This is a genomic window from Roseococcus sp., assembly GCF_965227005.1.
GTDB lineage: Bacteria > Pseudomonadota > Alphaproteobacteria > Acetobacterales > Acetobacteraceae > Roseococcus.
On sequence record NZ_CBDDFJ010000042.1, the window covers coordinates 40,398 to 65,842 of the forward strand.

A 25,445-nucleotide genomic window follows, 5' to 3' on the forward strand; every position below is an offset into this window, starting at 1 on the left:
ACCAATATGGCAGGCGAAAAAGATGTTCGGGCCGGCCGGTGCCATTGCGGCGCGGTACGCTTCGAGGTGTCGCTCAGCGACGGCTTCCATTCGATCCGTCGCTGCACGTGCTCCTACTGCCGGATGCGGGGCGCCGTCGTCGTCATGGCGGAAATGGGCGGCATCAAGGTCCTGCAGGGCGAGGATGCGCTCACGCGCTACCGCTTCCATACCGGATCAGCGCAGCACTTCTTCTGTTCCCGCTGCGGAATATACACCCATCATCAACGGCGATCCGACCAGAACCTCTATGCGGTCAACGTGGCTTGCCTGGACGGGGTAAGCCCCTTCGATTTCTCCGAGGTGCCTGTCATGGATGGCGTCAATCACACGAACGACACGGGCAGGCCGACGCGCCAGGCCGGCACGCTTCGCTTCATCCCGGCGGAACTGGGCGCGAAGCCGCCCTGACCGCCAGCAATGTCCCGATGCCGGACGGGACTGGTCACGCCCCCCCAAGCTCCTCCCACGCCGCCCGCGCCAGCTTCGCGATGGACAGATAGGCCCCCGACTGCCCCGGCAGCCCATCGGGCAGCGTGTCCGGCACCCAATCCGCATAGGCGGCGATCACGAAGAGCGGCTTTCCGTCCTTCCACACCACGCCCACGTCGCTCCGGCCGCGCTGGCTGCGGCCGGTCTTGTTGTCGATCCGCGTGCCGTGGGGCAGCAGGAAGGGAATCATTCCCCGCAGACGCTGCCAGCTCATGATCTCGAGGCCCGTCGCGCAATCCTCCGGCGTCACGCCCAGCGCCTTCGCCTCGGCCGCATCCGTCAGCCCCGCCACGATGCGGCGCAGCAGCAACGCCTGGTCGGCGGGGCAGGTGGTGGCCACCTCTTCGGCGGCGTGATCCCAGGGCAGCGTGGGATTGGGCACCAGCCCGCGCAGCTGCGTGCCGGTCATGCCGAGGCCCTTCGCCCAGGCGGTGACATGGTCCACGCCCAGCTCCGTCAGCACGAGCTGCGTGCTGACGTTGTCGCTGGTGATGATCATGTTCACGATGGCGTCGCGCAGCGAATACTCCGTGCCCGGCGACATGTGCTGATAGGTGCCGCTGTTGATCCCCTCCTGAAGCCCGGCGGTGATGGTCAGCTTCTTCGAGAGGTCGATGCGTCCCGCACGCGCCGCGCCCAGCGCGTTCATCATGATCCCTACCTTGCGGGTGCTGGCGGAGGGCTGCACCACCTCCGCGCCCTTGCCCCAGGCGCGGCCGCTGCCGTCCAGCGCCTCGATCCGATAGGTCAGGGTGAAAGGCTGCGCGTGAGCGATGCTCTCGAAACGGTCCATGGCTTGGTTTCCTGCCTATTTGGTCACGGGCTGAGGCGTCAGCATGCCCGCATTCGCAGGGCGGTCCAGAGACCGGGGAGGTGGTGGGCGCAATTTTATTGATTTTTACGGTATTTTTTCCTATTATCGGCCATACCCTCCCCCCTCCGCATCCCCCACACCCTCCTCTCCGATGCCGAATGGGACGCGCTCCTCCCCCACGTCCGCCGCGCCACTCGCTCCGGCCGCCCCTGCGACCACCGCGCCCGCTTCGACGCCATCTTCCGCGTCGCCGCCACCGACGGCCCCTGGCGCGACCTCCCCGAGAATTACGGAAAACCCGACACCATCTCGCGCTACTTCCGCCGCCTGACCCATCAGGGGCTCTGGGAACACCTGCTCCTGGCCCTGGCCGCCGCGCCCGAGGGGCATGCGATCAAGAATCTCCTCGGCCCCATCTGCCGCGCCGCCCGCCGCGCCATCCGGCTGCGCGGCCTGCGCATCATCCTCCTCGCCCGCCGCCTGAACCTGAAGCGCGCGCTACCCGCCCCGCCCTGGATGTGCCCCGATCCGGATTTGTCCGAAATCGTCTTCGCCCTGCCACTTCCGCAGCGCATGCCGCCGACGCGGGCGCTGCGAAGGGCCGCCATCGACTATCTGCGCACCATCCGGAAGCTGCTCACCGTCGCCGCCGGCCGGCGCTACATCCCCCGCGCCCTCCGGTACTGCTGGCCATGACCTTCGCGCTACAGCACCGGGCTCAGCACCGCGACCAGGTTGTTCCACAGCCGCCGCCACCACGGCCAGGCGGCCACTTCCGCGCGCGTCACCTCCCGGCTCGCGGCGATGTACTCCTCCTGGCGGGCGCGCACCTGCGCGGTGGTCGCCTCGTCCTCCAGAAGGATGTTATTCTCATAATTCAGGTCGAAGCTGCGCCGGTCCATATTGGCCGAGCCGATCAGCGTCACCTCCCCGTCCAGGGTCAGCGTCTTCGCGTGCAGCAGCCCGTCGGGGTATTCCAGCAGGCGCACGCCGGCGGCCAGCAACTCGGCGTAGTAGCTGCGGCTCGCCGCCGCCACGGCCCAGTTGTCGTTGCGCGCGGGCAGGACCAGCGTCACCGCCACGCCGCGATGCCCCGCCGCGCAGAGGGCGGCTTGCAGCGCGCCATTGGGCACGTAATAGGGCGTGGTGATCACCAGCTCCCGCCGCGCGCCGTAGATCAGCGTCTGGAAGACCTCGGGCATGGCCGAGTTGCGGATGGTCGGTCCGCTCGCGATCACCTGGGCCGCGAAGCCGCCCGCGGGGAACTCCGGCGCCTCCAGCAGGACCGCGCCGATATCCTCCCGGTGCCAGGTCATCCAGTCGACGGCGAAGAGGTGCTGGTTCTGCAGCGCGACCGGCCCCTCCAGGCGCATCATCGTGTCCACCCAGGGCGCGAAGCGCGCCTTCACCCGGAATTCCGGATCGGCGCAGTTCTGGCTGCCGCACCAGGTGACGCGGTTGTCGATGACGACGATCTTGCGGTGGTCGCGCAGGTCGATGCGCCCGTTCAGCGGCCGCAGCAGCGGAAATCCCACCCGCAGCGCGCGGGAGAGCTTCACGCCGGCCGCGCCCATCGCCGCCCAATGCACGCTGCGGACCAGGGTGCGCGAGCCGATGTCGTCCACCATCGCCCGGCAGGTGACGCCCCGCGCGGCGGCGCGGCACAGCGCCTCGACCACGCGCTGGCCGTTGTGGTCGGGCAGCCAGATGTAGAACAGCACATGCACATGGGCCGTGGCCGCGTCGATATCGGCGACGATCGCGGCGATGGCGGCGTTGGAATCGGCCGGCATCCGGGCCGTGTTGCCGCCGATCGGGGGGTATCCGCTGATCGACCGGCCCACCTGGAAGAGCGGCCGGTGGCGCGGGGGGATCTCGGGCTCGGGGTGGCCGTTGGGCGGCGGCAGCGCCTTTTGCGCCTGGCGGGCGCGGGCGATCCGCCGGCGCCCGATGCTGGTCTCGCCCAGCAGGACATAGCCGAGCACGCCGACGATGGGCACGGCGAGCACCACCGCGATCCAGGAAATGCGCGAAGCGGGGTCGCGATGCGGGCGCAGGAGCACCCGGATGATGGTCGCGATCTGGCTGGCGATGACGACGAGGGCGAGAATCATGCGCCCGATCCTGGATGGAAATGCGCCTCGCGGCGAATTCGTTTGCCGGGCGAGCCAAAGGAGGGCCAGGATTTAGGCCGCGAATCGAGGATTTCCTGTTTCGCGGCGAATTATTCAACGGTGGCGTTTCGGGGGCGTTGACGGTCTCGGAACCCGGTGCCTATCCGGCCCGGCGCCATCTCAACCAACCGGAGCGAGTCGATGCCCACTAAGACGCCAGAGAAGAAGCCCGCCCCCAAGGCCAAGGCTGCCCCCGCCGCTAAGGCCGCCCCCGCCGCGAAGGCTGCGGCCAAGGCGCCCGCGAAGGCCGCCGCCGCCCCGTCCGGCAAGCCCAATGCCCTGCAGCAGCCGCTGACGCCCTCCGCCGAGCTCGGCGCCGTCGTCGGCACGGGCAAGATCGCCCGTGGCGAGGTCGTCTCCAAGATGTGGGTCTACATCAAGGCGCACAACCTGCAGAACCCCGAGAACAAGCGCGAGATCCTCGCCGACGACAAGCTCAAGAAGGTCTTCGGCAAGGACAAGGTGACCATGTTCGAAATGAACAAGTACCTCTCCGCCCACCTGAAGTAGCCCGCGCGAGGGTCAAGGGGGCCGAGGCCTCCTTGACCCTGACGGACCGCCTAGCGGGACGCGCAGCGCTCCACGATCGTGCCGCCCTGCGGCTCGAGAAGGACGGTTCGCGCATTGGCGAGCGGGAATTCCTGCCGCCAGCTGATTTCCGGGATCTCGGCCGTGAAGGTGGGCGCATTGCTGGCCACGATGGCCTGCGCCGCCTCGACCACGCTGGGGCCGCGCACCTCCCGGGTCACCACGCCGTTCAGCAGGCTCATGCTGTAATTGCGCCCGTCCACGACCAGCTGCAGCGTCTTGGGCCCGTCGAGCGAGCGGCCATGCGCCTCGACCGAGATGCTCGGCCCCTGCTGGAACTCGGCGTTCGAGCAGTTGAAGGCGACATAGGACTGATCGGGCGCGCGGATCATCGCCTGGAGCACGCCCTGGCCGTAGCCGGTGCTCCATTGAAACGTCGTCGGCTGCTGCGCCAGCGCGGCGCCTGAGAGGGCGCAGGCCGCGCCCAGCGCCAGAAGCATCTTTCGTGCCATGGGAATTCTCCATCCGGGTTATGTATCGGATGAAGAATGTCCCAGCCTTGCCGGCGGTTGCCCCGGTCAGGTGCTTTGGGCGGCCGCCTTGAACTTCGCGGGCAGGAAGGGCACCGAGCGCATCCGCACCCCCGTCGCGTCGAAGACCGCGTTGGAGACGGCCGAGGGCACGATCGCGGCCGAGGGCTCGCCCGCGCCCCAGGGCGCCTCGGCAGGACGGTCGATGAGCTCCACCGTGATCTGCGGCACCTCGGGGAAGGCGATGACGCGATAGCTGCCCCAGTCCAGGCTGGTGACGGCCCCGCGGTCATAGGTGATCTCCTCGTACAGCGTGCGGCTGAGGGTGTGGATGATGTTCCCTTCCACCTGCGTCCGCACGCCACCGGGATTGATCATCTGGCCGCAGTCATGCGTGCAGAAGAAGCGCGTGACGCGGATCTCGCCGGTGCCGCGATTCACCGAGACCTCGGCCACGCCGGCGATGAAGGTGCGCACCAGCTCGTACTTGCAATAGGTCACGCCCCGCCCGGTGACCCATTCGCCCGAGAGGTCGCGCTGCGGGCTGGGGCGCGGCTGCCAATTGGCGAGGCGCGCCACACGCTCCAGCACCTCGCGGCCGCGCGTCTCCTCCGGCGGCAGCATCCGCAGGCGGTATTCGATGGGATCGACCTTCGCCTCGGCCGCGCATTCGTCGAGGAAGGATTCATTGGCGAAGGTGTTCTGCATACGCCCGGGCGTGCGGATCCAGCTCGGGCGGAAGGGCGTGGTCTCCAGGCGATGGCAGGTCGTCTTCACTGCCGGCACGGCATAGGGCAGCGCCAGGTTGTGGACGATGTTGCCCGGGCTCTGGAGCGATTCACGCGGCAGGCCGGAAAGCTCGGCGGCGGTGAGGTCCACATTGCCGCCGGCGCCCTTGGGGATGAAGGCCTCGCTTTCCCAGCCGGTGATGTTGCCGGCGGCGTCCAGCCCGGCGCGCAGGTCCACCAGATGCGGCGGTCCCTTGGGGTCCCAGCCATGCTCGTCGGCGCGCATCCATTGCACGCGGACGGGCCGGCCCACCGCCTTGGCGAGCAGCGCCGCATCGGCGGCGGCATCCTCATGGCCGTTGCGCCCGTAGCAGCCCGCGCCCTCCAGATAGATGCAGCGCACCTGCTCGACCGGCATGGCCAGCATCATGGCGAGCTGCTTGCGCAGGTTGTGCGTGGCCTGGCTGGCCGACCAGCTCGTGAGCTTGCCGTCCTTGAACTCGGCCACCGCGCAGGACGGGCCCATGGAGCCATGGGTGTGGATGGCGAAGTCGTAGCTCGCCGACAGGCGCCTCGCCGCGCCGGTGATGGCCGCGGCGGGGTCGCCGCGCTCCTGCGTCACCTGGGCCTGGGCGACGGGGGTGGCGCGGACGTGCTCCCAGATCTTGGCCTGGTCGGGCAGGCCGGCCCAGGCGGACCATCGCACCTTGAGCTCGCGCGCGGCCTTGATGGCGGACCACTCGTTCTCCGCCACCACGCCCACGAAGGCGCCCTGGTGCACCAGGCGCACGATGCCGGGGATATGGGCGACGCTGGCTTCGTCCACCGCCTCGGCGACGGCGCCCATCCGCGGCGGGCGGACGGGGCGGCCATGCAGCATCCCCTCGATCTTGAAGTCATGGACGTAGTCCGGATGGCCGAAAACCTTCTGGGGGATGTCCACGCGGGGGATCGCCTGCCCGACGATGCGCCGCGCATTGGGCGGCTTGATGGGCGCGGCCGTGTCCACCTTCAGCTCCAGCCCGCCCGCGCGAACCAGCTCCGCATAGGAGACGCGCCCGGTGGGGGCGACGACCACGCCGTCCTCCACGCCCACGCCCGCGACGGGCACGCCGAGGCGATCGGCCGCGCGCTTCAGCAGCTCGCGCCGCGCCGTCGCGGCGGCCGCGCGCAGGGCCACGCCGCCCACCTGGATGGAGAGCGAGCCGTAGGTCGCGCCCTGGTCCGGCGTCAGGGCCGTGTCGCCCTCGACCACGCGGATGCGCGAGAGCGGTACGTCCAGCTCCTCGGCGGCGATCTGCATGAAGCCGGTGCGAACGCCCGTCCCGAGATCGACCTTGCCGATATAGACGGTGACGTTGCCCTCCTGGTCGATGGCCAGGAAGGCGGCGACCTGGTCGCCCGCCACGGGCTTTTCCGTCCAGGCGGCGGCGGGGTTGGGGAGGCCACCGGCTGCGAAGCCGATGACGAGCGCGCCGCTGGCCTTGAGCCAGGAGCGGCGGTCCATGTTGATGGCGTTCATCTGCGTGCCCCCCCTCAGCCCTGCGCCGCGGCGCGCATCACGGCGGCCACGACGCGCGGATGGGTCCCGCAGCGACAGATGTTGTTGGCGAGCTCCTCCTTCACCTGCGCCTCGGTCGGGCGCGGCGTCTTCGCCAGGAAGGCGGCCGACTGCATGATCATCCCATTGGCGCAGTAACCGCACTGGACGGCCTGCTCGGCGATGAAGGCCTGCTGGAGCTTGTGCGGGCGCTCGGGCGTGCCCAGTCCCTCCAGGGTGACGATCGTCTTTCCGGCGGCGGAGGCGACCGGCATCACGCAGCTGCGCGTGGCCTCGCCGTCGAGATGGACCGTGCAGGCGCCGCACTGGCCCAGCCCGCAGCCGAAATGCGGGCCGGTCAGGCCGAGCTCGTTGCGCAGCGCGTAGAGCAGCGGCATCTCAGGGTCGTCGACGGTGACGGTGACGTTGCGACCGTTCACGGTCATGGCCAGGTTCTGGCTCATCGTTTCCTCCAAGGCGCCCATTGCCGGCGCTCATAACTCGGCGCATTCAAGCGCCGGCCTGTCATGGTAAGCAACAAAAACGGCCGTCAAACTTGACCTTGACGGGTTGAGGGCGCATTTCAACCGCGCCCGTGCCGGGGCCCGGCCGCGGCACAATCCCGCACGCCCTCCGTCTGAGCACCCCCAAGGATACGAATGTCGAAAGAGGATATGATCGAGTTCAGCGGCCAGGTCGTTGAACTTCTGCCCAACGCCATGTTCCGCGTGAAGCTCGACAACGAGCACATGGTTCTGGCCCACACCTCGGGTAAGATGCGCAAGAACCGCATTCGCGTGCTCGCCGGCGACCGCGTGAACGTCGAGATGACGCCCTACGACCTGACCAAGGGCCGCATCACGTTCCGCTTCAAGTAATTGGGTCGCTTTAAGTGACTGTGAGCACCGGGGAGCGCCTGCCCCTGGTCCTGGCCTCGGCGAGTCCGCGCCGGATCGAATTGCTGGCCCGCATCGGCGTCATCCCCGACCGCGTGGCCCCCACCGACATCGACGAGACGCCCCGCCGCGACGAGCTGCCGCGCCAGCTGGCCGAGCGCCTGTCGGCCGCCAAGGCCGTGGCTGCCGTCCAGCCCGATGCCCTGGTCCTGGCGGCGGATACCGTCGTCGGCGTCGGGCGCCGCATCCTGGGCAAGCCCGCGGATGAGGCCGAGGCGGCGCGCTTCCTCAACTTCCTCTCGGGCCGGCGGCACCAGGTGCACACGGGCGTCGTGCTGCGGCGGCCGGATGGGCATGTGAGCAAGCGCCTCGTGACGACGGTGCTCGCCTTCCAGCGCCTGACGGACCAGCAGATCGCGGCCTATGTCGCCAGCGGCGAATGGCGCGGCAAGGCCGGCGGCTATGCGCTGCAGGGCTCGGCCGAGATGTTCGTGCGCTTCCTGTCCGGCAGCCACTCCAACGTGGTCGGCCTGCCGCTCTTCGAGACGGCGCAGTTGCTGCGGGGCTGCGGCTGGCTGAAGCCATGATCGAGATCAGGTTGGCCCGCTCGCCCGGGGAGCGCCGCGTGGCACTGCTGCGCGACGGCGAGCTCGATGGCTACCGGCTGGAGCGGCCCTTCCGTCCCGACGGCGTCGGCGACATCGTGAGCGGGCGCATCGTCTCGGCGATGCCCGCCTTGGCCGGCGCCTTCGTGGCCCTGCCCCAGGGCGAGACCGGCTTCCTGCCCGAGGGCGACACCGAAGGCCGCCGCCTCCCGCCTGAGGGCACCTATCTGACCCTGCGCGTCACCCGCGCCGCCCAGGGCGGCAAGGGCAAGCGCGTGACGGCGCGCATCCCGCAGGACAGCGCGATCGAGCCGGGGCCCGACGCCGCCCTGCGCTGGGCGCTGGCGCATCCCCAGGCCGAGGTCATCGCCGACGATGCAGCCGAGGTCGCGCGGCTGCGGCGGGCGCTGGCGGGCTCCTCGCGGGTCCGGCAGGGCCAGGCCTTCGACGAGGCCGTCGAGGACGAGGTCGAGCGCCTGCACCGCCCCGATTGGGAATTGCCGGGCGGCGGGCGGCTGATCTTCTCGCCCTTGCCCGCTCTGACCGCGATCGACGTCGATTCGGGCGGCGCCGACCCGCGCGAAGTGAATCGGATCGCCATCGCCGAATTCGCGCGCCAGCTGCGGCTGCGCGATCTGGCGGGGCCGATCCTGGTGGATCTGGCGGGGCTCTCCGTGAAGCAGCGGACGGCGCTGGAGCCCGAGCTCAAGGCCGCGCTCGCGGCGGACAAGCTGACGCAGCTTCTGGGGATCGGCCCGCTCGGCCTCTTCGAGATGCGGCGCGCGCGAATCCATCCGCCCCTGCACGAGCTGCTGGAGGACCGCGCGCTCAGCCGTGGTCTGGTGCTGTTGCGCAAGGCTTTCCGCGAGGCGGCGGTGGCGCCGTCGCGACGGCTTGCTCTGTGCGCTCCGCCGGCCGTGCTCGCGGCCCTGGAAGCCATGCCCGAAGCCCTGGCGGAGTTCGCCGCCGGCGCGGGCCGGGCGATCGATCTGCGCTCTGCCGATTCGGAGGATGTGACCGATGCGTGAGGCGAAATGCCCGATCTGCCGCAAGCCCGCGGCCCTGCGCGAGCCCGGCAAGGCCAGCGCCCATCCCTTCTGCTCGGACCGCTGCCGGCAGGTGGATCTCGGGCGATGGCTCACGGAAAGCTATGCCGTTCCTGCCGTCGATCCCGAGGATCAGGGAGAAGAACACTAGCCGCTGGACGCCTAGATTTGCCGTCTTGCGACAAAGGTCGCGGGGGTGGCTGGACACCCCTTCGACACCGCGTTATCACCCGCCCACCCAACGGCGCCCAGGTAGCTCAGTTGGTAGAGCATGCGACTGAAAATCGCAGTGTCGGTGGTTCGATTCCGCCCCTGGGCACCATTTTATTATCCGACAGCGTCCAGCGGCGTCGGATTTCCCCTAAAAATTCAGCCTATTAAGCCGCTTCAGCTGCCATGAGTGTCCACCGACGCGTTCGGGCATCCAGAAAAATTGTTGGTATGGCCGTTGGTACATCGGCAACATGGTCACTTCCGATCCCAACAACGAAGCTTCCACATGCCCCTGTCGGACGTCAAAATTCGGACCGTGAAGCCGTCGAGCAGGCCAATGAAGCTTTCGGACGGCGGCGGCCTCCACCTCCGTGTCACACCAGCGGGCGGGAAGCTTTGGCGCTTGGCCTACCGTCACCTGGGCAAGCAAAAGGAACTTGCACTGGGAGCGTATCCGGAGATCGGGCTCGCGGAAGCACGGGCAGCCCGGGACGACGCGAAACGCCTCTTGGCTCTAGGTAAAGACCCAGGAGAGGCCAAGAAGATGGCGCAACGGACTGCGCTACGCGAAGCGACCAATACCTTCTCAATGGTCGCCGATGAACTCTTGGCCAAGATGGAACGTGACGGCCGCGCCAGAGCGACGTTGGCCAAGACACGCTGGCTACTTGATTTTGCCAGGCCGTTCATCGGCGCGCGTCCGATTTCTCAAATCACAGCACCTGAAGTCCTGGAGGTCCTGCAACGCGTTGAAAAGCGCGGGCGCTACGAGAGCGCTCGGCGGTTGCGCAGCACCATCGGCACGGTGTTCCGCTTCGCCGTAGCGACCGCTCGAGCAGACAACGACCCGACCTTCGCGCTTCGAGGAGCATTGACGGCGCCCCGTGTCCAGCATCGAGCCGCCATTACGAAGGCCGACGGGCTAGGGCCGCTTCTCCGTGCCATAGACACGTTTGATGGGCAGCCGGTGACAAGGGCAGCCCTGCAGCTCATGGCCCTACTATTCCCTCGCCCAGGTGAGTTGCGGATGGCGCGTTGGTCTGAGTTCGATCTGGACAGGGCCGTATGGGAAATCCCCGCCGAGCGGACGAAGACGCGCCGCCCGCACCAAGTGCCTCTCCCACAACAGGCCATCGCGCTTCTCCGAGCCCTCCAGCCCATTGCCGCGATCGGGGTCGGCAGGTTGGTCCTGCCGGGAGTCCGGACGGTTCTGCGACCGATGAGCGACAACACGCTCAATGCGGCCTTGCGTCGACTTGGATATGCCAAGGACGAAGCAACTGCACATGGCTTCCGCGCCACAGCCAGTTCGTTGCTCAACGAAAGCGGTCTCTGGTCAGTAGATGCTATCGAACGTCAGCTTGCCCATGTGGAGAGCAACGATGTCCGTCGCGCTTACCAGCGCGCTGAGCACTGGGACGAGCGAGTTAGGATGATGCAATGGTGGGCAGACTACCTTGATCGTCTCCGTATTGCGCCGTCTTTGAAGAAGTCGGCTAGATGTTAGGTTCAGTATTTGGAAGGTCGGGGAACACCACGGAATTGGTGACTAGGTTGGTCCGGGCACCGGTTCATCCCTGCGCCTGCGGGGAACACTTGTTGTAGGGGCGCGCGGGCGAATGGATCGCCGGTTCATCCCCGCGCCTGCGGGGAACACGCGGCATCGGTGCCGTAGCCCATCTCGAGCGCCGGTTCATCCCCGCGCCTGCGGGGAACACGGCGGCGCCATGCTGGACCCGCACCTGCTGGCCGGTTCATCCCCGCGCCTGCGGGGAACACTCCGCCTGATCGGTATTGGGGTGGATCCTCGACGGTTCATCCCCGCGCCTGCGGGGAACACGAGCTCGCGGATCTCGCGGGCGTACTCCTCGACAGGTTCATCCCCGCGCCTGCGGGGAACACAGGGCGCCATTCTCCTTCGACCGCCCTGCCCGCGGTTCATCCCCGCGCCTGCGGGGAACACGCGACGATCAACGGCCGACGTGCGGGCGTTGACGGTTCATCCCCGCGCCTGCGGAGAACACGGAAGCTGCTTCGCCGCGCGTTCCTCATTCCCCGGTTCATCCCCGCGCCTGCGGGGAACACCCAGGCGCGCCGCTGACGACGCAAAATTCAAACGGTTCATCCCCGCGCCTGCGGGGAACACGAGCTAGATAAGCTCCGCGTCCCGAGCGTCGTCGGTTCATCCCCGCGCCTGCGGGGAACACTCTTCCCAGAGCATACTGAAAAGATGGACTGATTCTGATGTCAAAAATTCCACCAACCCAAAGGCGGATTTAACGCCGCCCCGTACCCCGCCGTCGATCCGGCTCTGAAGCGGGCCCCAGTTCCGACGGCAACGCCGCCTCCGGCATGAAACGCACGAGCCGAAGCCCATCGAAATCGACCGGTATGCGCCGGTTCTTCCCGCAGGTATCGAAGTGAAATCCAGCCTCGTTCGGCGCGGACCAGGCGAGGACGGCATTTCCCTCAGAGATATAGGCGCATACCTCGCCCCAGATCATCTCCCGCACCCGACGACCATAATCGCCGATATAGACGCCGGCCCGCACTTCCAGCAGCCACACCGCGAGCCGCCCGCGCAGCCGCGGCGGGGCGTTCTCAACCACGATGACCAGCATCGCCCATCCCTTCTCGATCGTCGAAGGCGACCGGCATGGCCTCGGCCGAAGCGGGTGGCAGCGGGAGGCCACCTGCCGCCAGGACCTCCTCGATCATAGGAATCAGCCGCATCAGGATGTTGTCGCGCCGGAACACGTCGCGGCACCGCCGCCGCACCTCGGCCACGGGATCGCCGAGCGGCTTGCCGTCCAGCGACCTTCCCTTCTGGACAGCTGCCGCGACGCGGAAGGCCTCGGGCACCACCGTATCGAACTTCACGATATCGGCGATGTCGTAGACGAAGCTCTGCGGCTTGCCGCTGTGCAGGAAACCGATCGCGGGCGCATAGCCCGCCGCCAGCACCGCCGCCTCGGTGATCCCATAGAGCGCCGAAGTCGCGGCCGAGAGGCAGCGGTTCACGACATCGGCCGTCGACCACTCGCCCGGATCGTAGACGCGGCCACTCCATTCTGCGCCGTGGCGCTGCGCCAGCAGCCGGTAGGTTTCCCGCACCCGTGCGCCCTCGATCCCACGCAGCTGGTCCACCGAGCGGCGGGCCGGCGCCTCCTCCTGGAATCGCATCTCGTACATCTTGCGGACCACTCGCAGCCGGCTGTCATCCTCCAGGGCAAGGCGGGCCTGGAGCAGCAGCCGGTCCGCCCGCGCCCCGCCGGGCTGGCCGGCCGCATAGAGCCGCACGCCCGCCTCGCCGACCCAGATCAGCAAGGTGCCCGCACGGGCTGCGAGGGCAACCGCCGCATGGCTCGTCCGAGTGCCGGGCTCCAGCATCAGGCAGGCCAGGCCACCAATCGGGATATGCGTGCGAATGCCGGTCTCATCCACCAGGACGAAGGCGCCATCCAGAACATCGAGCCGCCCCTTCTCGACGAACAGGATGGAAACCCGGTCGCGCAGGGGTATGGGCCGGGGCGGCGGCAGCCCCGGCATGGGGCGATCACTCATCCGGCGCGGCGGATGAGCATCAGTCCGCAGCCAAAGGCCTTGGCGCTGCCGAAGCCCCGCGCCAGCGCCGAAAGGAACCGCTCCGGATCTGTGACGGTCAGCACGCCCTCCAGATCCATCACGCCGTGGCGGATGGGGGCGAGGTCGCGGCGCGGGATCACGCACGTCTCGTAGCCATCCACGCCGACTTCGCCCATCGGCGCGAAGCCGTTCGCCACGCCCTGCCGCGCCAGCCAGGCGCGCCCCGCGGCGATGGCCGTCTCCAACCGCGCTTCCGCCCGCTCGCCCCGCGGCGTGGCATAGAGGGCATGCATGACCACGTCCTGCCGCTTGCCACGCTTCTCCCCGGGCCGGGGCTCGGAAATGACCGGATTGGCGTGGAGGCGGAAGCCCAGGCGATCGCCCACGGAAAGAGCCGGCTCGAAGGGCTTGCTGTCGATCTGGAAGATGTCGTGCAGCGGGTTGGGCGGGCGATCGGAGAGGGCGAGGAACTCGCCCGGCCGGTCCTGCCGCCAGAGGAAGTCGCGCTGGCGGTCCGGGCCGTCGGAGAAGAGCGCCCAGACCAGGCGATGCGCCGCCAGCCGCTGCTCGCCGGGGTCGGCGGGGACCAGGAGCTGGGCGAGCGAGGCGACCGCGGCCTCGCGCTTCAGCCGGATGCGGGAGAGGAAGAGCGCGCTCATGCCACGGCGAGAACCGCCTCCTCCCGCAGATCGAATTGCCAGCGCCGGCGCGAGCGCGGCTGGTCGCGCCGGAACTCCGTCCGCAGCCGCGTGTGGGGCGTGGTGACCCTTCGGGCACACGCCTCGTCGAGCGTCACCAGCAAATGTTCGGGCGCATCGGCCAGGAGCGGACGCAGGCCGAACCGCTGCTCCGGCCCGGCCGCGTGCCGGGCGAGCAGGACCGCCACGGGGTCCACCGCCTCCGCGATCTCGGGCGCCAGAGGCAGGCCGAGCGGGCAGGATTTGCGGCCCATATAGGGCACGAAGCGCGGCGCGCGCATCGCTGCGGCCAGCGCCTCCAGCGGCCAATGGGCCCCGGGCTTGCGCGGCCAGAGCGCGGCCAGATGCCAGGCCCCGCTGCGATAGTCGCGCCGCGAGAGGACGGTGTTCAGGTCGCGCTCGGCCAGCTCCTCGCGCCGGGTCGCGAAGCGGCGGTTACGCTGGGCGGAGGGCACCTGCGCCGTGTGGTAATCCGCGAGCAGCCGCCCCGGCGCGTGGCAGAGGATCGCCAGGCCATAATCCTCGGCGAGAGCCTGTTGCGCGGCATCATCCTCCCGATCGACACCGAGGCAGGCGCCGATGAGCCCCAGCACCGCCGAGCGCGCCGGTCGGTTCCAGCCGGAACGCCGCTCGCCGACCGCCAGCGCGCCGAAGGAGGCGAGGGGGGCGACGAGGGCGAAGGTCAGGTACTGGCCCATGGTCAGCTTCGGCAGAATTCGATGATGTTGGCGAGGGTGCCCGCGCCGCCGACCTGCATGGCCTTCGCCTCATCCGGCACCTGAGAATAGGCCTTGTCCATATCGGTGCGGAACTTCAGCAGGCGCTGGATCGAGGCTTCCATCATATCGTCGCCGGTCACCGATTTGGCGAAGGCGCCGGCCAGCGTGCGCGGCTGGCGGTCGCCCTTCTCGGCCAGGACGAAGCCCGCGCGGCCATGGGCGGCGAAGCTGTTCTGCTTGCCGCTCGGCGCGACCGTCGCCGCCGCCTCGGCCAGCGCGCCCAGCGCCGTTGAAACCAGGGCCGCATCGCCCGCCAAGTTCCTGCGCAGCAACTCGCGGTCCACGCAGAGGTAGAGGTAGAAGACGCCCGAGCCGAAACCCGCCTCGCCCAGGAAGCCCGCCCCGGCATCCTCGGCCGAGGTCTTCAGGTCATCCACGGCGGTGTAGTAGTCGTCCTCCACCGTCACGCGATGGGTGGTGATGGCATGGGCCACCTGAGCCGCCGCCTCGCGGTTATAGTCGGGATCGGCGGCCAGCATGCGGCCGAAGAGCGCGATGTCGGCAGCAGTGTCGGCTGTGCGCAGCAGGGCCGCGGTCTTGGCCTCGATCTTCTCTCCGGCCAGCACGCGGTCGGCCAGGGCCAGGGCGCCGGCCCGCTCCTCGGGGGCGATGAAGGCGAGCTGCTCGATGCGCGTAGGGTTGTCGTCCTTGGCATCCTTGATCTTACCGAAGATGCCGGCGATCTCGCGCGCCGCCTCGATGGCCTTGGCCTCGGCCAGGCCGCCGGCGCGCAGATGCTCCAGCACCACCTCGCCCATGCGCTGGGTGCGCTCGCCCATACCGCCGCCTTCCGATCTTCGCTTCTCATGATGCGAGCGCCTCCCTACAGCGGCGACAGTTAGCCGGAGCGGTCCAGGAAGACAATATTACCCGGATTATATTGACTATCTAATTTTTAACCGGGTAATTTATGGGCGTGGAGGGCCCTGATGTCCGATTTCCTATCCAAGTCGTGCACGGCTTTCGCCGACACGGAGCAATTTGCCGCCGGATTGCTGATTGACGTGGCCTTGGCGATCAAGGCCGCCGAGGGCGATCGCCCAGACGTGTCCATTCTCGTCTTCGACGATGCTTCAGGGTCCGTTGTGGACCTGGATCTGCGAGGCACGACCGCCGAAATCGTTGTCCGCCTTACCGAAAGGGAGAGACGGGAGGCAACGACGGCCAAGACGCAAACGGCTTCGGGCACCGATGCAGAGCCTCGCGGGCGTGGGCGGCCGAAACTGGGTGTCGTTGCCAGAGAGGTCACGCTACTTCCGAGGCAGTGGGAATGGCTCTCCGCGCAAGCTGGCGGGGCGTCGCAGGTTTTGCGGCGTCTCGTTGATGATGCTCGCCGTTCCGATGGCGGCCAGACCCAAGCTAAAGCCGCGCGCGAAGCCGCCTACCGCTTCCTGAACGCTCTGGCCGGTGATTTTCCTGGGTTCGAGGATGCTATCCGATCCTTGTTCGCCGGCGAGGAGCAGGACTTTGCCGAACGCATGATCGCTTGGCCGCCGGACGTGCGACGCCATGCCTTGAAGCTGGCGACCGGATCATATCGGCCTATAGCCCATCAAGGAGCGGAGCCGAGAGTCCGTTGACCATCCAACCCAGCCATAGGCCGCCCGGTCGTTCGCGTCCGCTTCCGGGAAGAATGCAACGCCCTACGGACGGCGGAGACGGCCGCAAAGCGGACGGGCCGCTCTCGTCCCCATACGTCGAATATTGTCGGAACCAGAAACCGACCGTGGTGGACGGCCTCATGGCTGCCAGGGCGTGCGTTCCCAGATCCGACGGTAGCGGGCCTCCTGCGCCGGCATTTGCGCCTCCCATTCAGCGCCCGGCAGATAAGCCATAGGCAACTCCAATTGGCGCGCCTTGGCTTCCCATTCGGGCTTGGCGACCAAGCGCGCGATCGCCTCCTGCAGTCGAAGCGCGATTTCGTCGGGCACGCCTCGCGGCGCTCCGATGCCGCGTTCGCTCGTCATCAGCACATCGTAGCCAAGCTCGCGGAAGGTGGGGACATCCGGCATCAGGTCCCAACGGTGCGCGCCCATGCCGGCGAGCGGACGCAGCGCGGGCTTGTCCTGCCCCAGCATCCCGATCTCGCCAAGGTTCAGCCCCGCCACGTCGATGTGTCGCGCGAGCACCGCGTTCTTCACGAGCGCCGCTCCGGCATAGGGGGCATGGATGAAATCGGTGCCGGTCGCCGCCTGGAAGAGTGTCAGGCCGAGATGATCGTCCGTGCCCACGCCAGAGGAACCGATGCTGATCTCGCCAGGGCGCCGCTTCGCGTCGGCGATGAGGTCCGCCAGCGTTTCATAGGGGGAATCGCGATGCACCACGAAGGCGGTCGGGTCGTCGACGAGGCGAGCGATGGTGCGGATCCTGGCCCGGTCGTAACGCACGCGGCGCTCGATCGGCACCGAGAGATAGCCCGGCGTGTTGAGGCCGCCGATGGTGTAGCCGTCCGGCCGCGCGCCCTGCAGCACGACATAGGCGGTCTCGCCGCCGGCGCCGGGGCGGTTGTTGATGACGAAGTTGGCGCCGGGCAATTCGGCCGCGAGGAACAAAGCTATGGCGCGGAGCATCACGTCGGTGCCGCCTCCGGGCGCGAAGCCCACGACGATCTCGATCGGGCGCGCAGCGGGCCAGGCGGGTTGGGCCAGGGCCGGGCTGGCGAGCGGTGTGGCAGCAAGGACGGTCAACAGGTGCCGCCGCGAAGATGTCAGTGTCATTTTTTCCTCCCCGTCCGATCAGGCTGACGCCAATAGATGCGCGGGCAGGCCGCCCGGCACGACCACGGCGCCCGGCAGCGCGGGCAGTCGCCCTGCCAGCACGGCGATGATGCTTTCCGCCGCGCCACAGGCCATGCCCGTCGCGCCGCGCGGCGTGTTCGCCGCCAGGTGCGGTGTCGGCACGATGCGCGGATGGGTGCGGAAGGGGCTGCCCTCCTCCAGCGGTTCCTTCACGAAGACGTCGATGCCCGCCCAGCTCAGCTGTCCCGAATCCAGCGCGGCGAGGAGCGCCTCCTGGTCCACGATGCCGCCGCGGGCGGTGTGGACGAGGATGGCACCCTTCGGCATCAACGCCAGCTCGGTCGCGCCGATCAGACCACGGGTCTCGGCCTCCAGCGGGCAGTGCAGCGTCAGCACCTCGGCGTGCGGCAGCAGGTCGATCAGCGCGGCGACGCGTTCGCCGGGGCCGGGCAGGCCCGCGCCCGGCAGATAGGGATCGTAGGCAAGGACCTTCATGCCGAAGGCGGTGGCGAGGCGCGCGACCTTGGATCCGATCGCGCCATAGCCGACGATTCCGAGCGTCATGCCGTCGATGTCGCGGGTCATGCGCGAGGTCTTCTCCCACATCCCGTCGCGCATGTTGCCCACCACCGAGGGGATATCCTTCAGCATGGCGAGCATCAGCGCCATGGCGTGCTCGGCCACGGAGCGGGAATTGGCGCCGGCAGCGCGGGTCACGGTCAGGCCGCGGGCGCGGGCGGCGGGAATGTCGATGCCGTCGATCCCAGCGCCGTGGCGTGCCAGGACCGCCAGCCCGGGGGCGGCGGCATCCATCACTGTCGCGTTGATGATGCCCTGGCGATGCAGGATCGCCACCGGGCGATGCGCCGCGATCTGCGCCAGAAGCTCCTGCTCGTCCGGATAACCGCTGGTGCAATGCACGGCGTAGCCGGCCTCCTCGAGCATTTCGACCGCCTCCGGCGCCAGCCGGGCGGCGGAGACGAGGACGTTAGGGCGGTTGGCGAGGGTCATGGGGCAGTTTCCAGGTCGGTCACGAGAAAATTATTCCTTCCAGGGATGGCGCGCCCAGAGCTCCCGCAGGGAGGTCTCCGCGCCCAGGACCATCGAGCGGAAGGCGTCGCCGAGCAGCGGACGGAGCGGCAGGGATTGCCGCTCGGCGGCGGCGGCCCATCCCGGCGCGTCCAGCGCGACGGCGAAGGCCTGAAGCAGCGGATCTCGGATCGCAGGTGGCAGGCCTGGCGGCGCGAAGAAGCCGCGCCCGCCGCTGGCCAGCACGTCGACACCCTGCTCGCGATAGGTCGGGATCTCCGGTGCCAGCGGGGAGCGCTCGGCCGCGGCGAGGCCCAGGGAGCGCAGCCGCCCCTCGCGGAGCAGCGGCAGGGCCTCGCTGATGTTGAAGGCGCCGATGTCGAGCTGGCCGGCCAGCAGCGGCGGGATGATCTGGGCCGTGCCGCTGAAGGGCACGTGGCTCAGGCGGATCCCGGCGGCCTGCTCGGTCAGCAGCATGGCGATGTGGTCGTCGCCGCCGATGCCGGCCGTGCCGTAGGGCAGGTCGCCCGGGCTGCGCTTCGCTGCCGCCACGAGGTCCTGCAACCCGCGCAGCGGCGAGGCCGGCGCGACGAAGAGGCCGCAGGGATCGTCGACGACATTGGCGAGATAGGTGAGCTCGGAGGGCTTCCACCGCACCGGCCGCTCGATCGGCGTGCTGACCAGGAAGGGAAAGGCCGCCGCGCAGAGGGCGAAGCCGTCCGGCGGCGCATTGGCCACCCATTCGGTGCCGATCTGCCCGCCGGCGCCCGCGCGGTTCGTCACGACGAAGGTCGAGCCGGGCAAGGCAGCCTGGAGGAAGGGCAGGAAGGCGCGCGTCATCACGTCCATGCCGCCGCCGGGCGCGAAGGGCACGACCACCTCGATGGCGCGGCCGACCGGCCAGCCGCGCGGTTGGGCGCGGGCCTCGCCGGCCCCGGCAGCCAGGGCGACGAGCGGAAGGTGGCGTCGCTGGAGCATGTCAGTCGAGCCCCTCGCAGCCCAGCCGTCGCAGCGAGGCATCCACCCAGGAGGCGTCATGCGTCCCGGCCTCGATATTGGCGATCTGCTTCACCTCGGCCGCGTGCTTCGCGGCAGCGGCGGCGAGGACCGTTTCCGCATCGGCCAGGGGCACGCAGAGCAGGCCGTCGTCGTCGCCCAGGATAAGATCGCCCGGCGCGATGACCATGCCGTCGATGGCGATCGGCACGTTGATCTCGCCGGGCCCGTCCTTGTAGGGGCCGCGATGGGTCACGCCGGCGGCGAAGACCGGAAATTCCTGCGCGCGGATCTCGGCGCTGTCGCGGATCGCGCCATTGATGACGATGCCGGCGAGGCCGCGCTTCACCATCTGCGCCAGCATCAGCTCGCCGATGATCGCGTTGGACAGGTCGCCGCCCGCATCCACGACGATGATGTCGTCCGGCGCCGCCAGCGCGATCGCCTTGTGGACCATGAGGTTGTCGCCCGGGCGCGTCTTCACCGTCAGCGCCGGGCCGGCGAGCTTCACGCCCTGGGCGTGCATCGGGCGCAGGCGCGGACCGGCGGCCGTCATGCGGGCCATGACGTCGCTTACATTGGCGACCGGCAGCGAGCGGAAGCTCTCGACCAGCGCGGGCGCCACGCAGGCGGTGCGTCGAAGAATGCGGAATCCTGAGGCCATGATCGCCCCTCCCGAAGCAGGGCGCCGATTGATGCGCCATTTGTTGACAGGGCTGCGGCCGGGGTTCAGAAGCGACCCATGAAACGCAACGACGTTTCGAAATAAACCATTCTGGAGAGGAAACGCAAGTGTCGACCTGCCCTCATTCCCTTCCCCGCCGGACCCTCTTCGGCGCCCTCGGAGCTCTTTCGCTTCCGGCTCTCGCCCGCGCGCAACCCGCCTATCCGAGCCGCCCGATCCGCGTGATCGTGCCCTGGGCGCCCGGCGGCGCCGTGGACACGCTGGCGCGCCGCATCTCCCAGAAGCTGTCGGAGCAGATGGGCCAGAGCTTCGTGGTCGAGAACAAGTCGGGCGCCACGGGCACGATCGGCGCGGCCGAGGCCGCCCGCTCCGCGCCGGACGGCTACACGCTCCTGGCGATGGACAACACCTACGCCATGCTGCCCTACCTCTTCAGCCGGCTGCCCTTCGACCAGGCGACGGCCTTCTCCCCGATCACGGTCACGGCTTTCTCGCCCGTCCTGCTCGCGGTCGGGCGCAACTCGCCCTATGCCGACCTCGCCTCGCTGATGACGGCGGCGAAGCGCGATCCGGAGAAGCTGACCTACGGCACGGGCGGCATGGGCAGCGCGCCGCATTTCTCGACCCTGGCCTTCGAGCGTGCGGCCGGGGTGAAGCTCTACCACGTGCCCTTCCGCGGCGCCGGCGAGGCGGTCATCGGCCTGCTTTCCGGCACGGTCGACCTCGTGATGATCTCGCCTGGCTCGGCACTGGGGAATATCCGTGGCGGGCAGATGCGCGCGCTGGCCATCAGCGGCGAGCACCGCGTGGCGGCCCTGCCCGACGTGCCGACCTTCGCGGAAGCCGGGCTGCCTGGCTTCGGCGTGACGAACTGGTCCGGACTGGCGGCGCCGGCCGGCACGCCGGCACCGATCATGGAGCGGCTGTACCAGGAGGCGGCGAAGGCGCTCGCCACCCCGGAGATGCGGACCTTTGTCGCGGAGCTCGGCTCCGAGCCGGGCGGGATCACGCCGGCCGCCTTCGCCGAGGTCCTGACCCAGGAGACCGGGCGCTGGCGCGAGGTCGTGGCCGCCGGCGGCATCGAGCGGCAGTAGGCGCCATGAGCTTCTTCGCGCCGCCGCCGCGGATCGAGACCACGGTCTTCACCCGCCTCCCGGACCGCTTCCGCCAGCCGCGGCGGACGGCGTGGAGCGACGCCAACCGGGCGGGGCAGCCCGTGGACTCCTTCCTGGAAGGCCCCTCCTTCGACCGGCAGGGCCGCCTCTACGTCACCGACATCCCCTTCGGCCGCATCTTCCGCATCTCGACCGAGGGCGAATGGGAGCAGGTGGCGGAATACGATGGCTGGCCCAACGGCCTGAAGATCCACAAGGACGGGCGCATCTTCATCACCGACTACGGGCGGGGGATCATGCTGCTCGATCCGAATAGCGGATCGGTCACGCCCTTCCTGGAAACGGCACGGTCGGAAAGCTTCAAGGGCGTCAACGACCTCGTCTTCGGCCCCTCGGGCGAGCTCTATTTCACGGACCAGGGCCAGACCGGGCTGCAGGATCCGACCGGGCGCGTCTACCGCCTCGCCACGGATGGACGACTGGACTGCCTGATCGGCACGGTGCCAAGCCCCAACGGCATTGTCGTTGCCCCGAACGCCGCCTTCCTGCTGGTGGCGGTGACGCGGGCCAACCAGATCTGGCGCCTGCCGCTGCATGCCGATGGCAGCGTGACCAAGGCCAGCATTTTCTGCCATCTCCATGGCGGCCCCAGCGGGCCGGACGGGCTCGCACTGGACACCGAGGGCTGCCTGCTGGTGGCCCATGCGGGATTCGGGACGGTCTGGCGCCTTTCGCCGCGCGCTGAACCGCTGGCACGCCTCGCTTCGGCCGCGGGCTGGTCCACGACGAACCTCGCCTTCGGCGGCGCGGAGGGACGAAGCCTGTTCATCACGGAATCCGAGACGGGGACGATCCTCCGTGCCGAACTCCCTTTTCCCGGGTTGCCGCTCTATTCCCAGCAAGACTGACGCTTGCTGCGGCGTCGCACGGACCGTATCGCTTTGGCCATGACCGCCTTGAACCGAGCGAAGACTTCCCTGGACGGCGTGGCCTCGGCCGGGCGGGCCATGACGCTGCTGTCCGCCTTCCGCCGGGGCGACGACGCCGTCACCCTGGCCGAGCTCACCGCGCGGACCGGCCTCGTGAAGACGACGATCATGCGGCTGGCCATCTCGCTGGAGGAGCACGGCTTCCTCGTCCGCCAGTCGGATGGATCCTATCGGCTGGGGGCGGAGCTGTTTCGCCTCGGCTCGATCTACCAGCAGTCTTTCCGGGTCGAGGCGAGCGTCATGCCAGCGCTCGAGCGACTGGTGGCGGAGACCGGGGAGAGCGCGTCGTTCTATGTCCGCAGCGGACAGCAGCGGCAATGCCTCTACCGGGTCGACTCGCCGCACCGGCTTCGTCTGCATGTTCGGCAGGGCGACCTGCTGCCGATGGATCAATCCGCCATCGCTCATGTGCTGCGGGTGTTCGGGAGCGTCCCGCTGCGAGACGAGGTGGCGACTATCGCTCTGCCGATCTACACCGGTGGGGTGAGCGATCCGCATGTCGCCGGCATGGCCACGCCTGTCTTCGGCCCGGGGCGGAATTTCGCCGGCGCCTTGTGCCTGACGGGGCCGCTGACCCGTTTCACCCAGGACGCCGCAGCCAGCGCTTCTGGCGTCCTCCTCAATGTCGCCGATGATCTCACACGCGAACTAGGTGGCGTTGCCCCAGGCCTTCGGACCTGTTGACCCGCGCCAATGGCGCAGGCGGCGGCGGTTTCGCTGTGTCCGCTATCGAGATGAAGCTCGAAACATTGATACGGCTTTGGGCGCACTTCGGTGCCCGGCAGGATGGGGCCAAAGGCGGAAGATCCGCTCCCAAGACACGTACGGAGTGAAGCTGACATTTGGGGGGCCATGCATGGCGCCTCGTGGATTAGTAGCGCCGAGCTCCCTCTACCGAATTTGCGCAGAAGCGTGAGGTGCTGGAACGCCTGCTGGCGGGCCGGTCGACCAGGGAAATCGGCCGCGACCTCAACTTGGCGGAGGAGATGGTGAAGATTCGTCTTACGGCGCTGTACCGCATGCTGGACGCCCGCAGGCCTCCACATGCGGCCGGATGAGCAGGCAAAGCTAGCGAACGATCGGTAGGCTCAGGCCAAAGCCCGGCGTGCGACTGCCGGTCTCCAGCCTTTCGAACTCCTCGAAGATCCGATTGAGGTGCGTGTCCTGAATGCCGCGTCCCGTGTCCCAGATCTCGATGCGCAGATGGGAGCGCCTCAACCGACTCCCTAACTGGTGCATTGAAACCCACCACGACTCATCCGGACAAGCGCCTCGACGATTAAAAGTGCGATCATGCGGGCTTGTGACTTGCTTCATCAGGCCTGGGACACGAGCCTGCGCTGCCAGTTATCTCTCGCGGATCCAGCATCGCCCTCAAAATATCGCAAATATTCCGGGTGGGAGGCATTCCATCCTGCGCGAGCTACGAAATATACTCCCTCCTGATCTTCGGACGCCGCGCTTCATCGTATCTACATATTTGTAGGTGATCGAATTCGTTGCAAAAACGTCTCGTTTTGTGCGGTGTACGGAGGAATGGTGAAGCAAGAGCAGACACTTCCCCACGGAGTGATGCGCGAGGAGCTCTCCGATCCGGAGCTGGCCGGCGCCGGCCTCCACGGCGCACAGCTACGCCTCGTTCCTTTGCGTCAGGGCCCCTTTGCCGCCTCCTCCTCGAGCTTTCTGCTGGAGGACATGACGCTTCAGGTCGGAGCATGCTCCGCGCATATGTGTCTTGCCGCGGTCGCTCCTGACAGGGCGCTCCTCCATCTCGCCTTGAACCCTGACGAGAACCTCCTCATCAACGGCGTCGCGTCCGGACCTCGCAGCTTCGGCCTCTATGGAAGCGGCGCGGAGGTGCTGCGTTCGAGCGAACACGACGTCCAGTTCGCTTTGGTGACCTTTTCCACCAACCTGGTCGGCGCGCTTGCGGAGGCTTCGGCCGGCAAGGCGCTCTTCCGGCCTGGCTCGAATGTTCTGCTCCGCCCGTCGCTCTCGGCATGGACGAGAATTACGAGCTTGGCTCGGGCGGCCGGCACGATGGTCGTGGAGGCGCCCATGGTGTTCGAGGGAGAGCAGCCGCGCCGAGCCCTGCGCGAGGCGCTTCTCCAGGCCTTCCACGAACTTGTGGCCTCGGTCGGGAATGACGCGCCGATTTCTCCCCCTCGAAGCTCGCGAGCGAGGAAGCGCATCGTATTCGCGGCCGACGAGTACCTTCGCGCCCATGTCGATCGCCCCATCTACACCACACAGCTTTGCGACGCCCTCGGGGTATCGGCTTCGGCTCTCTCCGAAGCCTTCCAGAGCACTTCCATGATCAGCCCGCACCGCTATCTGAAGCGCCGGAGGCTGGGCATGGTGCGCGCCGCGCTGCTGTCGCGCGACGGTCCGCGCCCGATGGTGAAATCCGTCGCGCTGTCCCATGGCTTCTGGCATCTGGGGCAGTTCGCCCATGACTACCGCAGCGCCTTCGGCGAGGCGCCCTCCGCGACGCTGGAGCGGATACACGGCACCGCGTAGCGCGCCCAATTCCCGTCTGCGCAACGGTGCGAGCCATTCAGCGAAATTTTCGATATCGTTCGGGCTTTCCTCCACCGAACGAAAACCGGATCGTGCGGCCGCTCTCCCTAAGGCGGGCGCAACTGGGTTTCGGCCCCGCGACACAGCGGCAGGTGCACCCGTGGAGGAACTTCGCATGCTGTACGTCGCCAGCGACCTCGATGCGCGGACGGGTCGATGAAGCGGCTTCGGGTCATCGACCGCCGCAGTGGCACCATGGCCCTGCTCGCGGCTCTCCTGCTCGCCTCGGCTTGCCAGAACGATCGCATCGGCCCGGCCGCCATCGAGGGCCGACGCCCCGACGGCAGGGTCCGGATGCAGATGGTCAGCGTCGCCTATATCGGTAGCGGCAGCCACGGCACGGGCACACTCGAATTCCACGGCCGGAGCCATCCCTTCACCGTCACGGGGCTGGGCATCGGCGGCATCGGCGCCTCCTCGATCGAAGCCGTCGGCGAAGTCTACAACCTGCAGGACCCGTCGCGGTTCGCCGGCGAATATGCTCAGGCGCGCTACGGCTTCGCCCTGGGGCAGGCCAGTGCGGGCGATCTTTGGCTCCAGAACGCCGACGGCGTGATCATGCGCCTCAGCGCCCATCGCACGGGCCTCATGCTCAATCTGGGCGGCGACGCGGTCGTCGTCTCGATGCGCTGACGTGCCGGCAGGA

General features: G+C 68.4%; 29 protein-coding genes, 1 tRNA gene, 2 pseudogenes and 1 CRISPR repeat array. Of the genes and pseudogenes, 17 read left to right on the top strand and 15 right to left on the bottom strand.

The window, feature by feature from the left end; translation table 11 throughout:
- Nucleotides 1-6 precede the first annotated feature (6 nt).
- Nucleotides 7-450 (top strand): GFA family protein, encoded by a 444-nt coding sequence (locus ACO057_RS23165; RefSeq protein ID WP_421995975.1) that lies wholly within the window; start codon nt 7-9, stop codon nt 448-450.
- A 34-nt stretch (nt 451-484) separates the two neighbouring features.
- On the opposite strand, the gene ACO057_RS23170 is transcribed toward ACO057_RS23165, so the two are convergent.
- The gene (locus ACO057_RS23170) at nt 485-1,324 is read right to left on the bottom strand and encodes a serine hydrolase (protein WP_421995977.1); all 840 of its coding nucleotides are present in this window, start codon (nt 1,322-1,324) and stop codon (nt 485-487) included.
- A 150-nt stretch (nt 1,325-1,474) separates the two neighbouring features.
- On the opposite strand from ACO057_RS23170, the pseudogene ACO057_RS23175 reads away from it, so the two are divergent.
- A pseudogene (locus ACO057_RS23175) lies at nt 1,475-1,690 on the top strand (transposase); the annotation flags it as partial.
- 189 nt (nt 1,691-1,879) lie between these two features.
- Nucleotides 1,880-2,041 carry a hypothetical protein gene (locus tag ACO057_RS23180; RefSeq protein ID WP_421995979.1) on the top strand — a complete coding sequence of 54 codons (162 nt, stop codon included), beginning with the start codon at nt 1,880-1,882 and terminating at the stop codon, nt 2,039-2,041.
- 8 nt (nt 2,042-2,049) lie between these two features.
- Here the strand turns inward: ACO057_RS23180 and cls are convergent, their stop codons facing one another.
- Complete coding sequence (gene cls / locus ACO057_RS23185) at nt 2,050-3,459, bottom strand: cardiolipin synthase (RefSeq protein ID WP_421995981.1); 1,410 nt, start codon at nt 3,457-3,459, stop codon at nt 2,050-2,052.
- Between the two features lie 201 nt (nt 3,460-3,660).
- Between cls and ACO057_RS23190 the strand changes: the two genes are divergently transcribed.
- Nucleotides 3,661-4,029 (top strand): SWIB/MDM2 domain-containing protein, encoded by a 369-nt coding sequence (locus ACO057_RS23190; protein ID WP_421995983.1) that lies wholly within the window; start codon nt 3,661-3,663, stop codon nt 4,027-4,029.
- Between the two features lie 50 nt (nt 4,030-4,079).
- On the opposite strand, the gene ACO057_RS23195 is transcribed toward ACO057_RS23190, so the two are convergent.
- The 3 genes from ACO057_RS23195 to ACO057_RS23205 form a co-directional block, all read right to left on the bottom strand.
- Nucleotides 4,080-4,559, bottom strand: coding sequence for a hypothetical protein (locus ACO057_RS23195; RefSeq protein ID WP_421995985.1), 480 nt, complete (start codon nt 4,557-4,559; stop codon nt 4,080-4,082).
- Between the two features lie 66 nt (nt 4,560-4,625).
- A complete protein-coding gene (locus ACO057_RS23200) occupies nt 4,626-6,827 on the bottom strand; it encodes a molybdopterin cofactor-binding domain-containing protein (RefSeq protein ID WP_421995987.1) in 2,202 nt (733 codons plus the stop codon).
- Nucleotides 6,828-6,841: 14 nt separating this feature from the next.
- Nucleotides 6,842-7,309: a (2Fe-2S)-binding protein gene (locus ACO057_RS23205; protein ID WP_421995989.1), complete on the bottom strand. Its 468-nt coding sequence runs from the start codon at nt 7,307-7,309 to the stop codon at nt 6,842-6,844.
- Between the two features lie 195 nt (nt 7,310-7,504).
- Between ACO057_RS23205 and infA the strand changes: the two genes are divergently transcribed.
- The 6 genes from infA to ACO057_RS23235 all read left to right on the top strand — a co-directional run bounded on the left by infA (nt 7,505) and on the right by ACO057_RS23235 (nt 11,112).
- Complete coding sequence (gene infA / locus ACO057_RS23210; RefSeq protein ID WP_007003972.1) at nt 7,505-7,723, top strand: translation initiation factor IF-1; 219 nt, start codon at nt 7,505-7,507, stop codon at nt 7,721-7,723.
- A gap of 20 nt (nt 7,724-7,743) precedes the next feature.
- Entirely contained in the window at nt 7,744-8,328 is a 585-nt protein-coding gene (locus ACO057_RS23215) for a Maf family protein (protein WP_421995992.1), read from the top strand.
- Nucleotides 8,325-9,374 carry a ribonuclease E/G gene (locus tag ACO057_RS23220; protein ID WP_421995994.1) on the top strand — a complete coding sequence of 350 codons (1,050 nt, stop codon included), beginning with the start codon at nt 8,325-8,327 and terminating at the stop codon, nt 9,372-9,374. The genes ACO057_RS23215 and ACO057_RS23220 overlap by 4 nt, the downstream gene beginning before the upstream one ends.
- Nucleotides 9,367-9,543 (top strand): DNA gyrase inhibitor YacG, encoded by a 177-nt coding sequence (locus ACO057_RS23225; protein ID WP_421995996.1) that lies wholly within the window; start codon nt 9,367-9,369, stop codon nt 9,541-9,543. Before ACO057_RS23220 ends, ACO057_RS23225 begins: the two co-directional genes overlap by 8 nt.
- A 95-nt stretch (nt 9,544-9,638) precedes the next feature.
- Nucleotides 9,639-9,714 (top strand) — tRNA-Phe (locus ACO057_RS23230).
- 177 nt (nt 9,715-9,891) lie between these two features.
- Complete coding sequence (locus ACO057_RS23235; RefSeq protein WP_421995998.1) at nt 9,892-11,112, top strand: tyrosine-type recombinase/integrase; 1,221 nt, start codon at nt 9,892-9,894, stop codon at nt 11,110-11,112.
- A 60-nt stretch (nt 11,113-11,172) separates the two neighbouring features.
- A CRISPR array of direct repeats spans nt 11,173-11,812; the repeat unit is 29 nt; unit sequence CGGTTCATCCCCGCGCCTGCGGGGAACAC.
- Nucleotides 11,813-11,881: 69 nt separating this feature from the next.
- Here the strand turns inward: ACO057_RS23235 and cas2e are convergent.
- From cas2e to cas7e, 5 genes and pseudogenes are all read right to left on the bottom strand, one after another.
- Entirely contained in the window at nt 11,882-12,226 is a 345-nt protein-coding gene (gene cas2e / locus ACO057_RS23240) for a type I-E CRISPR-associated endoribonuclease Cas2e (protein ID WP_421996000.1), read from the bottom strand.
- A complete protein-coding gene (gene cas1e, locus ACO057_RS23245) occupies nt 12,207-13,169 on the bottom strand; it encodes a type I-E CRISPR-associated endonuclease Cas1e (protein WP_421996002.1) in 963 nt (320 codons plus the stop codon). The genes cas2e and cas1e overlap by 20 nt, the downstream gene beginning before the upstream one ends.
- Nucleotides 13,166-13,849: a type I-E CRISPR-associated protein Cas6/Cse3/CasE gene (cas6e, locus tag ACO057_RS23250; RefSeq protein WP_421996004.1), complete on the bottom strand. Its 684-nt coding sequence runs from the start codon at nt 13,847-13,849 to the stop codon at nt 13,166-13,168. The genes cas1e and cas6e overlap by 4 nt, the downstream gene beginning before the upstream one ends.
- Nucleotides 13,846-14,586: a type I-E CRISPR-associated protein Cas5/CasD gene (cas5e, locus tag ACO057_RS23255; RefSeq protein WP_421996006.1), complete on the bottom strand. Its 741-nt coding sequence runs from the start codon at nt 14,584-14,586 to the stop codon at nt 13,846-13,848. The genes cas6e and cas5e overlap by 4 nt, the downstream gene beginning before the upstream one ends.
- Before the next feature lie 2 nt (nt 14,587-14,588).
- Nucleotides 14,589-15,515: pseudogene (cas7e, locus tag ACO057_RS23260) on the bottom strand (type I-E CRISPR-associated protein Cas7/Cse4/CasC); the annotation flags it as partial.
- A gap of 81 nt (nt 15,516-15,596) precedes the next feature.
- On the opposite strand from cas7e, the gene ACO057_RS23265 reads away from it, so the two are divergent.
- Nucleotides 15,597-16,247: a DUF2239 family protein gene (locus tag ACO057_RS23265; RefSeq protein ID WP_421996008.1), complete on the top strand. Its 651-nt coding sequence runs from the start codon at nt 15,597-15,599 to the stop codon at nt 16,245-16,247.
- 159 nt (nt 16,248-16,406) lie between these two features.
- Here ACO057_RS23265 and ACO057_RS23270 read toward each other — a convergent pair whose 3' ends face one another.
- The 4 genes from ACO057_RS23270 to ACO057_RS23285 form a co-directional block, all read right to left on the bottom strand.
- Entirely contained in the window at nt 16,407-17,270 is an 864-nt protein-coding gene (locus ACO057_RS23270) for a tripartite tricarboxylate transporter substrate binding protein (RefSeq protein ID WP_421996010.1), read from the bottom strand.
- Nucleotides 17,271-17,402: 132 nt separating this feature from the next.
- A complete protein-coding gene (locus ACO057_RS23275) occupies nt 17,403-18,416 on the bottom strand; it encodes a hydroxyacid dehydrogenase (protein ID WP_421996012.1) in 1,014 nt (337 codons plus the stop codon).
- A gap of 30 nt (nt 18,417-18,446) precedes the next feature.
- A complete protein-coding gene (locus ACO057_RS23280; RefSeq protein ID WP_421996014.1) occupies nt 18,447-19,412 on the bottom strand; it encodes a Bug family tripartite tricarboxylate transporter substrate binding protein in 966 nt (321 codons plus the stop codon).
- Between the two features lies 1 nt (nt 19,413).
- Nucleotides 19,414-20,094 carry an RraA family protein gene (locus ACO057_RS23285; RefSeq protein WP_421996016.1) on the bottom strand — a complete coding sequence of 227 codons (681 nt, stop codon included), beginning with the start codon at nt 20,092-20,094 and terminating at the stop codon, nt 19,414-19,416.
- Between the two features lie 128 nt (nt 20,095-20,222).
- Here ACO057_RS23285 and ACO057_RS23290 point away from each other — a divergent pair, with 128 nt between their 5' ends.
- The 4 genes from ACO057_RS23290 (at nt 20,223) to ACO057_RS23305 (ending at nt 23,277) form a co-directional block, all read left to right on the top strand.
- Nucleotides 20,223-21,209, top strand: a complete 987-nt coding sequence (locus ACO057_RS23290) for a Bug family tripartite tricarboxylate transporter substrate binding protein (protein ID WP_421996018.1) — start codon at nt 20,223-20,225, stop codon at nt 21,207-21,209.
- A gap of 5 nt (nt 21,210-21,214) precedes the next feature.
- Complete coding sequence (locus ACO057_RS23295) at nt 21,215-22,138, top strand: SMP-30/gluconolactonase/LRE family protein (RefSeq protein WP_421996020.1); 924 nt, start codon at nt 21,215-21,217, stop codon at nt 22,136-22,138.
- Between the two features lie 39 nt (nt 22,139-22,177).
- A complete protein-coding gene (locus ACO057_RS23300; protein ID WP_421996022.1) occupies nt 22,178-22,903 on the top strand; it encodes an IclR family transcriptional regulator in 726 nt (241 codons plus the stop codon).
- 233 nt (nt 22,904-23,136) lie between these two features.
- Entirely contained in the window at nt 23,137-23,277 is a 141-nt protein-coding gene (locus ACO057_RS23305; protein ID WP_421996024.1) for a LuxR C-terminal-related transcriptional regulator, read from the top strand.
- Nucleotides 23,278-23,287: 10 nt separating this feature from the next.
- On the opposite strand, the gene ACO057_RS23310 is transcribed toward ACO057_RS23305, so the two are convergent.
- On the bottom strand, nt 23,288-23,536 hold the full coding sequence (locus tag ACO057_RS23310; protein WP_421996026.1) for a sensor histidine kinase: 249 nt from the start codon (nt 23,534-23,536) through the stop codon (nt 23,288-23,290).
- 255 nt (nt 23,537-23,791) lie between these two features.
- Between ACO057_RS23310 and ACO057_RS23315 the strand changes: the two genes are divergently transcribed.
- A complete protein-coding gene (locus ACO057_RS23315) occupies nt 23,792-24,739 on the top strand; it encodes a helix-turn-helix domain-containing protein (protein ID WP_421996028.1) in 948 nt (315 codons plus the stop codon).
- Nucleotides 24,740-24,955: 216 nt separating this feature from the next.
- A complete protein-coding gene (locus ACO057_RS23320) occupies nt 24,956-25,432 on the top strand; it encodes a hypothetical protein (RefSeq protein WP_421996030.1) in 477 nt (158 codons plus the stop codon).
- Nucleotides 25,433-25,445: the final 13 nt, after the last annotated feature.

Excerpts from the sequence above, each read along its gene's own strand:
- ACO057_RS23280 (WP_421996014.1), bottom strand. The coding sequence starts at position 19,412 with ATGCTCCAGCGACGCCACCTTCCGCTCGTCGCCCTGGCTGCCGGGGCC.
- ACO057_RS23190 (WP_421995983.1), top strand. The coding sequence starts at position 3,661 with ATGCCCACTAAGACGCCAGAGAAGAAGCCCGCCCCCAAGGCCAAGGCT.
- cas2e (WP_421996000.1), bottom strand. The coding sequence starts at position 12,226 with ATGCTGGTCATCGTGGTTGAGAACGCCCCGCCGCGGCTGCGCGGGCGG.
- ACO057_RS23265 (WP_421996008.1), top strand. The coding sequence starts at position 15,597 with ATGTCCGATTTCCTATCCAAGTCGTGCACGGCTTTCGCCGACACGGAG.
- ACO057_RS23220 (WP_421995994.1), top strand. The coding sequence starts at position 8,325 with ATGATCGAGATCAGGTTGGCCCGCTCGCCCGGGGAGCGCCGCGTGGCA.
- cas1e (WP_421996002.1), bottom strand. The coding sequence starts at position 13,169 with ATGAGTGATCGCCCCATGCCGGGGCTGCCGCCGCCCCGGCCCATACCC.
- ACO057_RS23165 (WP_421995975.1), top strand. The coding sequence starts at position 7 with ATGGCAGGCGAAAAAGATGTTCGGGCCGGCCGGTGCCATTGCGGCGCG.
- ACO057_RS23170 (WP_421995977.1), bottom strand. The coding sequence starts at position 1,324 with ATGGACCGTTTCGAGAGCATCGCTCACGCGCAGCCTTTCACCCTGACC.
- ACO057_RS23195 (WP_421995985.1), bottom strand. The coding sequence starts at position 4,559 with ATGGCACGAAAGATGCTTCTGGCGCTGGGCGCGGCCTGCGCCCTCTCA.
- cls (WP_421995981.1), bottom strand. The coding sequence starts at position 3,459 with ATGATTCTCGCCCTCGTCGTCATCGCCAGCCAGATCGCGACCATCATC.
- infA (WP_007003972.1), top strand. The coding sequence starts at position 7,505 with ATGTCGAAAGAGGATATGATCGAGTTCAGCGGCCAGGTCGTTGAACTT.
- ACO057_RS23320 (WP_421996030.1), top strand. The coding sequence starts at position 24,956 with ATGAAGCGGCTTCGGGTCATCGACCGCCGCAGTGGCACCATGGCCCTG.
- ACO057_RS23225 (WP_421995996.1), top strand. The coding sequence starts at position 9,367 with ATGCGTGAGGCGAAATGCCCGATCTGCCGCAAGCCCGCGGCCCTGCGC.
- ACO057_RS23285 (WP_421996016.1), bottom strand. The coding sequence starts at position 20,094 with ATGGCCTCAGGATTCCGCATTCTTCGACGCACCGCCTGCGTGGCGCCC.
- cas5e (WP_421996006.1), bottom strand. The coding sequence starts at position 14,586 with ATGGGCCAGTACCTGACCTTCGCCCTCGTCGCCCCCCTCGCCTCCTTC.
- ACO057_RS23200 (WP_421995987.1), bottom strand. The coding sequence starts at position 6,827 with ATGAACGCCATCAACATGGACCGCCGCTCCTGGCTCAAGGCCAGCGGC.
- ACO057_RS23235 (WP_421995998.1), top strand. The coding sequence starts at position 9,892 with ATGCCCCTGTCGGACGTCAAAATTCGGACCGTGAAGCCGTCGAGCAGG.
- ACO057_RS23295 (WP_421996020.1), top strand. The coding sequence starts at position 21,215 with ATGAGCTTCTTCGCGCCGCCGCCGCGGATCGAGACCACGGTCTTCACC.
- ACO057_RS23300 (WP_421996022.1), top strand. The coding sequence starts at position 22,178 with ATGACCGCCTTGAACCGAGCGAAGACTTCCCTGGACGGCGTGGCCTCG.
- cas6e (WP_421996004.1), bottom strand. The coding sequence starts at position 13,849 with ATGAGCGCGCTCTTCCTCTCCCGCATCCGGCTGAAGCGCGAGGCCGCG.
- ACO057_RS23275 (WP_421996012.1), bottom strand. The coding sequence starts at position 18,416 with ATGACCCTCGCCAACCGCCCTAACGTCCTCGTCTCCGCCGCCCGGCTG.
- ACO057_RS23310 (WP_421996026.1), bottom strand. The coding sequence starts at position 23,536 with ATGAAGCAAGTCACAAGCCCGCATGATCGCACTTTTAATCGTCGAGGC.
- ACO057_RS23315 (WP_421996028.1), top strand. The coding sequence starts at position 23,792 with ATGCGCGAGGAGCTCTCCGATCCGGAGCTGGCCGGCGCCGGCCTCCAC.
- ACO057_RS23205 (WP_421995989.1), bottom strand. The coding sequence starts at position 7,309 with ATGAGCCAGAACCTGGCCATGACCGTGAACGGTCGCAACGTCACCGTC.